General features: G+C 69.7%; 10 protein-coding genes. 6 read left to right on the forward strand and 4 right to left on the reverse strand.

What is annotated here, in order from left to right:
• Positions 1 to 129 precede the first annotated feature (129 nt).
• On the forward strand, positions 130 to 1,284 hold the full coding sequence (locus BST15_RS19945; protein ID WP_046191257.1) for an Mrp/NBP35 family ATP-binding protein: 1,155 nt from the start codon (positions 130 to 132) through the stop codon (positions 1,282 to 1,284).
• A 20-nt stretch (positions 1,285 to 1,304) separates the two neighbouring features.
• On the opposite strand, the gene tatB is transcribed toward BST15_RS19945, so the two are convergent.
• The 4 genes from tatB to sigE all read right to left on the reverse strand — a co-directional run bounded on the left by tatB (position 1,305) and on the right by sigE (position 4,604).
• Entirely contained in the window at positions 1,305 to 1,688 is a 384-nt protein-coding gene (tatB, locus tag BST15_RS19950; RefSeq protein WP_046191258.1) for a Sec-independent protein translocase protein TatB, read from the reverse strand.
• A 12-nt stretch (positions 1,689 to 1,700) separates the two neighbouring features.
• Positions 1,701 to 3,197, reverse strand: a complete 1,497-nt coding sequence (gene htrA, locus BST15_RS19955; protein WP_046191259.1) for a serine protease HtrA — start codon at positions 3,195 to 3,197, stop codon at positions 1,701 to 1,703.
• Between the two features lie 88 nt (positions 3,198 to 3,285).
• Entirely contained in the window at positions 3,286 to 3,693 is a 408-nt protein-coding gene (gene rseA / locus BST15_RS19960) for an anti-sigma E factor RseA (RefSeq protein ID WP_046191260.1), read from the reverse strand.
• A gap of 119 nt (positions 3,694 to 3,812) precedes the next feature.
• Positions 3,813 to 4,604, reverse strand: a complete 792-nt coding sequence (gene sigE / locus BST15_RS19965) for an RNA polymerase sigma factor SigE (RefSeq protein ID WP_046295750.1) — start codon at positions 4,602 to 4,604, stop codon at positions 3,813 to 3,815.
• A 192-nt stretch (positions 4,605 to 4,796) separates the two neighbouring features.
• Here sigE and BST15_RS19970 point away from each other — a divergent pair, with 192 nt between their 5' ends.
• The 5 genes from BST15_RS19970 to BST15_RS23135 all read left to right on the forward strand — a co-directional run bounded on the left by BST15_RS19970 (position 4,797) and on the right by BST15_RS23135 (position 10,275).
• The gene (locus tag BST15_RS19970; protein WP_046191261.1) at positions 4,797 to 5,462 is read left to right on the forward strand and encodes an O-methyltransferase; all 666 of its coding nucleotides are present in this window, start codon (positions 4,797 to 4,799) and stop codon (positions 5,460 to 5,462) included.
• A 166-nt stretch (positions 5,463 to 5,628) separates the two neighbouring features.
• Positions 5,629 to 6,264 (forward strand): TetR/AcrR family transcriptional regulator, encoded by a 636-nt coding sequence (locus BST15_RS19975; protein ID WP_046191262.1) that lies wholly within the window; start codon positions 5,629 to 5,631, stop codon positions 6,262 to 6,264.
• Entirely contained in the window at positions 6,254 to 7,159 is a 906-nt protein-coding gene (locus BST15_RS19980) for an ABC transporter ATP-binding protein (protein WP_046191263.1), read from the forward strand. The genes BST15_RS19975 and BST15_RS19980 overlap by 11 nt, the downstream gene beginning before the upstream one ends.
• Positions 7,156 to 8,799 carry an ABC transporter permease gene (locus BST15_RS19985; RefSeq protein WP_198528331.1) on the forward strand — a complete coding sequence of 548 codons (1,644 nt, stop codon included), beginning with the start codon at positions 7,156 to 7,158 and terminating at the stop codon, positions 8,797 to 8,799. The genes BST15_RS19980 and BST15_RS19985 overlap by 4 nt, the downstream gene beginning before the upstream one ends.
• Positions 8,800 to 8,907: 108 nt before the next feature.
• Entirely contained in the window at positions 8,908 to 10,275 is a 1,368-nt protein-coding gene (locus BST15_RS23135; RefSeq protein WP_109560248.1) for a DUF2599 domain-containing protein, read from the forward strand.
• Positions 10,276 to 10,341 lie beyond the last annotated feature (66 nt).

A 10,341-nucleotide genomic window follows, 5' to 3' on the forward strand; every position in this document is an offset into this window, starting at 1 on the left:
CCCCCTGGCCGCTCCGCCGGCACCGGCATTGCCCGGCACCCCTCCCGGTGGGCCGCAGGCCCTCCCCCCGGCCTGAGCCGGTCTCGCCGTGGGCGAAACGGCCCGGACACTGCCTTAGACTCGGTCACGATGTCCGAGAACCCCGATGACACCGCCGCCCTGCACGACGCGATCTATGCCGCGTTGGGCACCGTGCTGGACCCCGATATTCGGCGCCCCATAACCGATCTGGGCATGGTCAAAAGCATCGAGATCGCGGCCGATCACAGCGTGCACGTCACGATCTACCTAACCATCGCGGGCTGCCCGATGAAGACCGAGATCACCAACATGGTGACCACGGCGATCAACGACGTTCCCGGCACCGGACCCGTCACCGTCAGCTTGGATGTTTTCAGCGACGAGCAGCGGGCGGAGCTGCGCAAACAGCTGCGCGGCGATACCGCCGAACCCGTCATCCCGTTCGCCCAACCCGGCTCCCTGACCAAGGTGTACGCGATCGCCTCGGGCAAGGGAGGCGTCGGCAAATCCAGCGTGACGGTCAATCTCGCGGTCGCGCTGGCCGAACGCGGCATGTCGGTCGGGGTGCTCGACGCCGATATCTACGGTCACTCGGTGCCACGCATGATGGGTGTCTCGGCCCTGCCCTCGCAGCTCGACTCGATGATCCTGCCACCGATCGGTTACGGCGTGAAGGTGATCTCGATCGCGATGTTCACCCAGGGCAACACCCCGGTGGTGTGGCGCGGCCCGATGCTGCACCGGGCTTTGCAGCAGTTCCTCGCCGACGTCTATTGGGGCGACCTGGACGTGTTGCTGCTGGACCTGCCCCCGGGCACCGGCGACATCGCGATCTCGGTGGCCCAGCTGGTTCCCTCGGCGGAGATCCTGGTGGTGACCACCCCACAGCAGGCGGCCGCCGAGGTCGCCGAGCGGGCCGGCGCGATCGCCCTACAGACCCGCCAGCAGGTGGTCGGGGTGGTGGAGAACATGGCCGGGCTGGCCATGCCGGACGGGACCACCATGCACCTGTTCGGTGAGGGCGGCGGCGAGCGGGTCGCCGAGCGGCTGACCAGGGCGATGGGCCGAGACGTGCCACTGCTGGGCCAGGTGCCGATCGACAGCGAGATGGTGACCGGTGGCGACTCCGGTTCGCCCGTGGTGCTCTCGCCCGATTCGCCGGCGGGCGCGGAACTGCGCCGAGTGGCCGATCAACTGGCCACCCGCCGGCGCGGGCTGGTGGGAATGTCGCTGGGGTTGGACACCGGAGGCAGTCGGCGCTGAAGCCGACCGGCGCGGCGGCCCTAAGTGGCCTCGGTGTCGAAGGGAGCCGGTGCGCCCGGATCGGGCAGCACGGCCGGAATCGGCGGCATGGAACGCGGCTCAGCGGCCAGTGCACCCACCGCGGTGAACAGCGAGTCGTCCCCGTCGAGCAGATGCCGGGTCAGGGCCGCGCGCGGTGTCATCCCACGCAACTTCTGCAGTTCGCTCAGCGGCGCGCGTAGGTCCTCGAACTCCGGCCCGATCTCGTCCCGCAGCTGATCGGTGGCGTTGGTGACATAGTCGCGGGCCTGGCGCAGGGCGCCGGCGGTCCAGCGGATGGCCCCAGGGAGCCGCTCAGGGCCCAGGATCACCAGCCCGAGCACCACCAGGACCAGCATCTCGCCCCAGCCGACATTGGCGAACACGGCGGCGAACGCCTAACCGTCGGGGGTGGGGGTCACCATCAGCGTCACATGGCGCCCGTCCCGGACCACCTCGACCGGGGCTTCCTTACCGATGGTCAGATTACGGACGGCCACCACGAATTCGTTGGCGTCGGCGACGGTACGGTCACCGATCTTGACCACCACGTCGTTCTCCAGCATGCCGCCCTTCTCCGCGGCGCCGCCCACCTTGACGTTGGCGATCTGCGCACCCGACGCGATGGCGTTGCTGACCGAGCGGGCGCTCACGCCCAGCGTGGGGTGGACGATCTTGCCGTCTTTGATCAGCGCCTCGGCCACGATCTTCATCTCATTGACCGGGATCGCGAATCCCAGGCCGCTGGCACTGTCGGACAACGACTTTCCAGCGGTGTTGATGCCGACCAGTTGGGCATCCATGTCGATCAGCGCACCACCGGAGTTGCCGTGGTTGATCGATGCGTCGGTCTGCACCGCGTCGATCACGGTGTCGGTGTCGGAGTCGTCACCGGACAGCGGCACCGGCCGGTGCAGGGCGCTGATGATGCCGTGGGTGACGGTGCTGCGCAGCCCCAGCGGTGCGCCGGCCGCGATCACCTCGTCGCCGACCCGGACCTTGTCGGAGTCGCCGAGGCGGGCCACCGACAGGTTGTCGACGTTGTCGACCTTGAGCACGGCCAGGTCGGTCTTGGGGTCGCGGCCGACCAGGTTCGCCAGGACCTCTTTGCCGTCGTTGAACACCACCGTGGTCTTGAACTTGCTGGGGTTGTTGGCGGCCTCGGAGATGACGTGATTGTTGGTGACGATGTAGCCCTTGCCGTCGATGACGACGCCGGAGCCCTGCATGCCCTGGTCGTCGCTGACCGACTCAATGGTCACCACGGAGTTGGCGATGGCCTCGGCCACCTTCGCGAAACGCCCCGCCGGCTCCTCGGCGTTGCCCTTCGTGGACAGTGTCACCTTCGAGGTGGTGAACGCCTCGACGACCTGCGCGGTGGTGCGCCCGACCCAACCGCCGACCATGCCGATAGCCAGCGCGATCGCGGCCAACGTGCCCAGCGTGCGGTAGGAGACCCGGTCGCCGAACAGCACGTCGCGCACACCGAGACGGCCACCGGCGTCGACCGACGCGCGCGGTCGGGGCGGCACCACAGCGGGCTGGCCCAGTGCGGCGCCGGCGGCGGGGTCCCGCCACGGGTCACCGGTGTCCTCCAGACCGCTCGGCTTGCCGTTGCGATTCAGCGCCCCGGCATCGGCGGGATGGCGCTGCAGCGAGGGTCCGGCACCGTGGCGGCCGAAGGCCTCCTTGAGCACGGGGTCCGGCGGCAGGTCACGCGGGACGTAGTCGCCCTGCTCGCGGTACTTCTTGGGCCGCACATCGGCGGGCGTGAAAGATCCGGGCACCCCGTCGGGCCGGCCGAAGGCCTTCTTGGACGCAGTGTCCACGGGGGGCCGGTAGACGGGTCGCGGCGCCAAGCGGTTACCGCCGGCGTTCTCGTTGTTGGCGCTCACCTATTCCTCTTCCGGGTCCACCCCTGAGTCAGTTTCAGGCTCAGCGAGCACAGCATCACCCTGGCGCTGGCGCCGCTCCGGATCCACCTTACCGGCGTTTACGGCGATCTTGAGGTTTGCCGTCGTCGAAGCTGGCGGGCAGCGGCCTGGTCTGCTCCTCGGACGAACAATCGGCCGGGGAATCGGGAATCTGGGCCAACAGGCCCAGCAGCGCTGAGGGGATCCGGATCGGATGCGAATCACGAAGGGCCGAGCGCGCCCGGCCCTGGTACTCGACCTCTGCCGCGCAGTCGGGGCACAGCGACAGGTGGTGGGCCGCGCGCAGGTGGGCGTTCATCCGCAGCTCGCCGTCGACGTAGGCGGTGATGGCTTCGCTACAGAGGTGCTCGGTGGACCCGAACTGCCGCGGGGCACCGACCGGCGCGTCGCTTTGCGAGGCGAATTGGGCGGGCAGCCAGGAGAACGCGCGTCGGAAGACACCTCCGCGGTCCGTCACACCGGACTCCTCTCCGATCGCTCAGCCTCATCAGCACCCAGGCGGGCTCATTAAAGACCCACTAAGAATGTAGCGCGATACCGCCCGCGAACGCGGAAACGCGACGCTGAAGGCGGGGATCAGCTCGCCGCGGAGCCGCGAATCGCCGAGCCCTCACGCTGACCGGACCGGTCGGCGAGGTAGTCCCGCAGCGCCTGACGGCCGCGGTGGATGCGGCTTCGCACCGTGCCGAGCTTCACCCCGAGGGTCGCCCCGACCTCTTCGTAGGACAGACCTTCGATGTCACACAGGACCACGGCGGCCCGGAACTCCGGCGCCAGCGAATCCAGCGCGGCCTGCAGGTCGGGGTCCAGCCGGGCATCGTGGTAGATCTGCTCGGGGTCGGGTTCGTCGGCCGGCACCCGGTCGTAGTCCTCGGGCAGCGCCTCCATGCGGACGCGGCCGCGCCGACGCACCATGTCCAGGAACAGGTTGGTGGTGATGCGGTGCAACCAGCCTTCGAAGGTCCCGGGCTGGTAGTTGTGCACCGACCGGAACACCCGGATGAAGGTCTCCTGGGTGAGGTCCTCGGCGTCGTGCTGGTTGCCCGAGAGCCGGTAGGCCAGCCGGTAGACCCGGTCGGCGTGCTGACGCACCAGCTCGTCCCAGGACGGCATGGCCGCCACGTCTCCGGTGGCGTCGAACACCGCGGTTCCCTGCGGCGACTCCGACGGGTCCACCCATTCGGTGCCGGAGTACCGGTCTGAGTGGGTGGTCGGGTGCGACATGGTGACCGGGGGCAACAAAGTGGTTATGGCGACGTCCTCCACCTCGGGGCCGCCGTCAGGCGACGGCAGCGCACTATCGCGATCAACAGGCGACGGGCCCCTCGTATTCCGAGCGTCTCGAGGCCGGTTGTTACCTCGTTCCATGCCGATACCGTTGCGTATCGCTGTATGGCCGCTCTGTGCTCTCACTGAACGCCGACTGTGAACCTGTGTTCGAATGCGCTGCGCACTGCGGTTATGCGCCCAGGTAACGGTTCGGACACGGGCCGTGTCCCGGGCGTGTCGGGCGGGCGCGCCGGTTCACCCCCCACGACGCCGGTGTCCTACGCTGCGGACATGGCCAGCACCGACGACACTCCCGGCGACCCGCCGCGCAGTCGCGCCGACGCTCTCCTGGCGCACGCCGAGGACTCGATGACCGAGGACGCGGTGTTGGCGGCCGCTCGTGACCGGGCCGGGGAGATCGGCGTCGGCTCGATCAGCGCCGCGGTGGGTGCGTTGTTGAGCCTGCTGACCAAGCTCAGCGGCGGCAAGGCGGTGGTCGAGGTCGGCACCGGGGCCGGGGTGAGCGGACTCTGGCTGCTCTCGGGGATGGGCGAGGACGGTGTTCTGACCACGATCGACATCGAGCCCGAGCACCAACGCACCGCCAAGCAGGCCTTCGGCGATGCCGGTATCGGGCCGGGCCGAACCCGGTTCATCAGCGGCCGCGCTCAGGAGGTGCTGACCCGGCTTGCCGATGCGTCCTATGACCTGGTGTTTGTGGACGCCGACCCGATCGACCAGCCCGAATACGTGGTGGAGGCGGTGCGGCTGCTGCGTTCCGGCGGGGTGGTGGTGCTGCACCGGGCCGCCCTGGGCGGGCGGGCCGGAGATCCGGCAGCCAATGACGCCGAGGTCGTTGCGGTGCGCGAAGCTGCCCGGCTGATCGCCGTGGACGAGCGACTGACCCCGGCACTGATTCCGCTGGGCGACGGCCTGCTGGCCGCCGTGCGCGACTAGTCCCGCAATTCCCCTCGAGCGCGCTCCGCGTGAGCGTGCTCCCGTTCCCCACGAGCGTGCGCGTTGGTACGCGACACGCCGGGATCTGCCGCACAGACACGCACGCTCGCGGGAGGTGAGGGGAAGGCCTTGACACTCGGCTGAACGCGCGTTTAGCCTACTGAACATGCGTTCAGCCGATCTGACGGCCACCGCGAAGATCCGCGATGCGGCCATCGAACAGTTCGGGCGGCACGGGTTCGGGGTCAGCATCCGGGCGATCGCCGAAGCCGCCGGGGTGAGCGCCGCCCTGGTCATCCACCACTTCGGCTCCAAAGACGGACTGCGCAAGGCCTGCGACGAGTTCGTCGCCGAGGAGATACGCAGCGGCAAATCCGAGACCATCCAGTCCTCCGACCCCGCAACCTGGTTCGCCGCCATGGCCGAAATCGAGTCCTACGCGCCGCTGATGTCCTACCTGGTCCGCAGCATGCAGTCCGGCGGCGAACTGGCGAATTCGCTGTGGCGCAAGATGATCGACAACACCGAGAGCTACCTCGAGGAGGGCGTGCGCGCCGGCACCATCAAGCCGAGCCGCGACCCCAAGGCCCGAGCCCGCTACCTGGCCATCACCGGCGGGGGCGCATTCCTGCTGTACCTGCAGCTGCATGACGACCCGTCCGACCTGCGTACCGCATTGCGCGACTACGCCCGCGACATGGTCCTTCCCGCACTCGAGATCTACACCAACGGCCTGTTGACCGACAGCACCATGTATGAGGCGTTCCTGGAGTCCGACCAAGGGGGAATCGATGCGACCTGACAACCATTCGCCGGCAATCGAAATCCGTGGCCTCCACAAGAGCTTCGGCAACGTCAAGGCACTCGACGGTCTCGACCTGAGGGTGCACGCCGGCGAGGTCCACGGCTTCCTCGGCCCCAACGGCGCCGGCAAGTCCACCACGATCCGCATCCTGTTGGGCCTGGTGAAGGCCGACAGCGGTACCGTTCGGCTGCTCGGCGGCGACCCCTGGGCAGACGCAGTCAGCCTGCACCGCGAAATCGCCTACGTACCAGGCGATGTGACATTGTGGCCGTCGTTGACCGGCGGCGAGATCATCGACCTGCTGGCCCGGATGCGCGGCGGCATCGACGAGAGGCGACGCGACGAGTTGATCGAGCGTTTCGATCTGGACCCGAGCAAGAAGGCGCGCACCTACTCCAAAGGCAACCGCCAGAAGGTGTCCCTGATCTCCGCCTTCTCCTCGCATGCCCGGCTGCTCGTGCTCGACGAGCCCAGCACAGGACTTGATCCCCTGATGGAGAACGTCTTCCAGCAGTGCGTCGCTGAGTCAAGCCGGCGCGGTGCCACGGTCCTGCTGTCCAGCCACATCCTGGCCGAGACCGAGGCGCTGTGCCACCGGGTGACGATCATCCGTGCCGGGCGAGTGGTCGAGAGCGGTTCACTGGATTCGCTGCGGCATTTGCGCCGCACCTCGATTCAGGCCGATCTGATGCGCGACCCCGGTGATCTGACCCGCATCCCCGGCGTCGCAGATGTGCGTTACACCGGCACCGTGCTGCAGGCGCAGGTCGACAGTGCCGGCCTGGCCGAGCTCATCGCGGTGCTGGGCGCGGCCGGGGTACGCAGCCTCACCAGCCGACCTCCGACGCTCGAAGAGCTCTTCCTGCGTCACTACGACACGGCGCGGTCATGACTACCGTTGCTGCGCAACCGGTATCACCGCGCAGCCACCGGCCCCGGCGGGCGACGGCAGATTTCACCGGCACGCTGGGGATGCTTCGGTTGTGCCTGCGCCGCGACCGCATCGTGGCGCCACTGTGGGTGCTGTTGCTGTCGGTGCCGCTGGCCACGGTCTACATCGCCAGCATCGAAGCCATCTACCCCACCGCGGCCGACCGCGCCGGGCTGGCCGCCACCATCATGGCCAGCCCCGCGCAGCGCGCGATGTACGGGCCCGTCTACAACGACTCGCTCGGTGCGGTGGGCATCTGGAAGGCCGGGATCTACCACCTGCTGATCGCGGTCGCGGTGATCCTGACCGTCATCCGGCACACCCGCGGCGACGAGGAGAACGGCCGCACCGAGCTGATCGACTCCACCGCGGTGGGCCGCCACGCCGGGCTGACCGCCGCACTGCTGCTCGCCGCGGGCGCGTCGGTGACCACCGGGGTGATCGGCGCGGCCGGGCTCCTGACCACCACCGTCCCAGCCGCCGGCTCGTGGGCTTTCGGCGCGGCACTGGCCTGCTCCGGGCTGGTGTTCACCGCGGTCGCCGCGGTGACCGCCCAACTGTCCCCCAGCGCCCGGTTCGCCCGCGGCGCCGCGTTCGGCGTCCTGGCCGCCGCGTTCACCCTGCGCGCCGTGGGCGACGCGGGATCGCGCGCATGCTCGTGGCTCTCGCCGCTCGGCTGGGCGCTGCAGGTGCGGCCGTACGCCGGCGAGCGGTGGTGGGTGCTGCTGCTGCCGCTGGCGACAACGGCCGCACTGACCTGGTTGGCCTACCGGCTCGCCGCCCGTCGCGATGTCGGCGCCGGCCTCTTGCCCGAGCGTCCGGGTCCGCGCCGGGCGGCGCCGACGCTGGGCGGGGCGTTCGGGCTGGTGTGGCGGCTCGACCGCGCCGCCCTGGTCCTGTGGACCACGGCCCTGGTGCTCTACGCGCTGCTGGTCGGCAGCGTGGTGCACGGAATCGCCGACGAGGTGGGCAGCGACAGTGCCCGCGACATCGTCGTCCGGTTGGGCGGAACGGCGGCGCTGGAGCAGGCGTTCCTCGCGGTCGCGTTCACGATGTTGGGCATGGTCGCCGGGGCATTCGCGGTGTCCCTGGTACTGCGACTGCACCAGGAGGAAACCGCGGCCCGGGCCGAGACCCTGCTCGCCGGGGCCTTGTCGCGAGACCGTTGGATGGCAAGCCATCTGACGGCCGCATTGGCAGGTCCGGCGATCGCGATGCTGGCCGCCGGGCTGGTGGCCGGAATCGTCTACGGGACAGCGGCCGGCGACATCGGGGGGCAGCTGCCCACCGTGTTGGCCAGCGCGGCGGTGCAGCTGCCGGCGGTCTGGCTGCCCGCCGCCGTGGCGGTGGCGCTGTTCGGGATCGCCGCCCGCTTCGCGCCCGCAGCCTGGGCGGTGCTGATCGGCTTCGTCGCGCTGTATCTGCTCGGCACCCTGTCCGGTCTGCCGCAGTGGGTGCTCGACCTGGAACCGTTTGCGCACGTCCCGCTGGTCACCGGCGGTGGCGTGAACCCGCTTCCCCTCATACTGCTGCTGGCTGTCGACGCCGGGCTGATCGCCGTGGGCTTCGGGGCCCTGCGGCGCAGAGATCTGACGTCGTAGGGGCCGGACCGAACAACTCGGCACTCCCGACTCGCTCAAATACCGCAGACCCCGTATTTGACTTATAGTTCCCTGAGCTCTAGCTGGGACTCAGGGAGGTTGGTGGCCATGCGCACACGCGTACCACGCAGTAGCGGTTACCGGGCACTCTCCCCCACCCGCGTGGCCGCCTGCGCGGCGGGTGCCGTGCTGGTGGGAGTGGCGCCGATGCTGGCCAGCGCTCCCGCCCAGGCGGACTGGGACTGGACCTGGATGCTCGACGCCGCGGAGCCGGCAGCGGTGGCCGGAAGTGCGGCGGGCGGGCTCGACCTCGGCAGCCTGATGGCCCTGGTGCAGTCCTTCACCGACCAGCTCGACCCGGCGACCAGCAAACTGTTCTCCGACACCATCGACGCCGTGCTGGCCTGGCCCGGACCGAACCAGTCCTTCGACTCTGCCGAATGGGTGAACGAGTACATCTACGCGCCGCTGCATGAGGGCCTGCAGCAATGGATTTCCAGCCCGTTCGGCGAGTACAGCCTCGCCCTGATCAATGCGCCGTTCGCCACCCTGTTCGGCCGGGATCTGATCGGCGATGGAATCGACGCCTTCGACGGCGTCAACACCAGCGTCTTCGGCCAGTTGGGCTGGTTCGGCGATGCCGGTGACGGCGGGTTCCTCTTCGGTGACGGCGGCGCGGGCATCGCGGGCGTCGACGGGGTCGGCGGGACCGGCGGCGACGCGGGCTTCTTCGGCAATGGTGGAGCAGGTGGGCTCGGTGGACTGGAATCCGCCGGGGGCGACGGTGGCGCCGGCGGCTGGTTCATGGGTCTAGGTGGCGAGGGCGGTACCGGCGGCGTCGGTGCTGTCGGCGGTACCGGCGGTGTGGGCCTCGGCATGCTGCTGGGCACCGGAGGAACCGGCGGCACGGGCGGTGACGGCGACATCGGTGGTGCTGGCGGCATCGGCGGCGCAGGTGCCTGGTGGCTGGGCCGGGGCGGTGACGGCGGCCTGGGCGGCGAGGGCAGCGACGGCACCGGTGGCGCCGGGGGTGACGGCGGCGCGGGCGGCCTGGTGTTCGGTCGCGGCGGCGACGGCGGTCTCGGCGGCGAAGGCGGCGCGGGCGGCTTTGGCGGTGCCGGTGGCTTCCTGGGCTCGGCGGGCATCAGCGCGGCGCCGTACGTGCGGAACACCGAGTGGGTGACCTATGACGGCGGGACCAGCTTGCGGGTGTACCCGACCGAGACCGGCCGTACCGAGGCGGGCGAGCCCGGCACGCTGCGCCAGGGCGAGCAGGCGTGGTCGGAGGTCGTCAAGCGCAACCCCGAGGCCAACACGGCCGGTATGCGCGCCCAGTTCCTGTGCCACTGGCAGTTCGCCGAGTTCATCCAGCCCGGCAAGACCAGTTGGAACCTGGAGCCGTGGCGTCCGGACGTGGACAGCGTGAACCTGTTGGCCAACGGCTGCAACCCCGGCGGAGCCGAAGAGCCGTTCTAGCCCCCGCCTAACTGTGATGTCCAGGGAGGTTGGTCAGTCGGGTGACCGGTGGTTGGCCTCCGATGG

It is taken from the genome of Mycolicibacter arupensis (genome assembly GCF_002086515.1).
GTDB lineage: Bacteria > Actinomycetota > Actinomycetes > Mycobacteriales > Mycobacteriaceae > Mycobacterium > Mycobacterium arupense.